Genomic DNA, 404 nt, shown 5'->3' on the forward strand with positions numbered 1-404 from the left:
TCTCCTTCTTTGACATTCCACTTTGATAAATTCCCTTCTTCCATCGTAGGAGAAAGCGCAGGCATTGTAATTTTAATGGGCATAGTGCTTTCCTCCGTTATGCTCTATAAGTCACAGCCTTAACAGCTTCGACAATTTCAGCAATATTGGGCAAAGCCAGTTTTTCAAGATTAGCAGCATAAGGCATGGGAACATCTTTGCCAGAAATAGTAATAACTGGTGCATCAAGATAGTCGAATACCTGCTGCATAACCCGCGTTGCTATCTCAGTTCCAACAGATGATTGAGGATAACCTTCTTCAACTGTTACTAAACAACCCGTTTTCTTAACAGAAGTAAGAATTGTCGAGAGATCCATCGGACGAATAGTCCGCAAATCTATTAACTCAACGTCAATACCAAGT

The 404-nt window shown here is 40.6% G+C and carries 1 protein-coding gene; it reads right to left on the bottom strand.

All coding sequences use genetic code 11. From position 1 onward, the window contains the following. Positions 1-97 precede the first annotated feature (97 nt). On the bottom strand, positions 98-404 hold a 307-nt coding region (locus tag J7R05_RS08635; RefSeq protein ID WP_281388240.1), incomplete at its 5' end, for a transketolase C-terminal domain-containing protein.

Source organism: Bartonella capreoli, from assembly GCF_902813205.1.
In the GTDB taxonomy this organism is placed as follows: Bacteria; Pseudomonadota; Alphaproteobacteria; order Rhizobiales; family Rhizobiaceae; genus Bartonella; species Bartonella schoenbuchensis.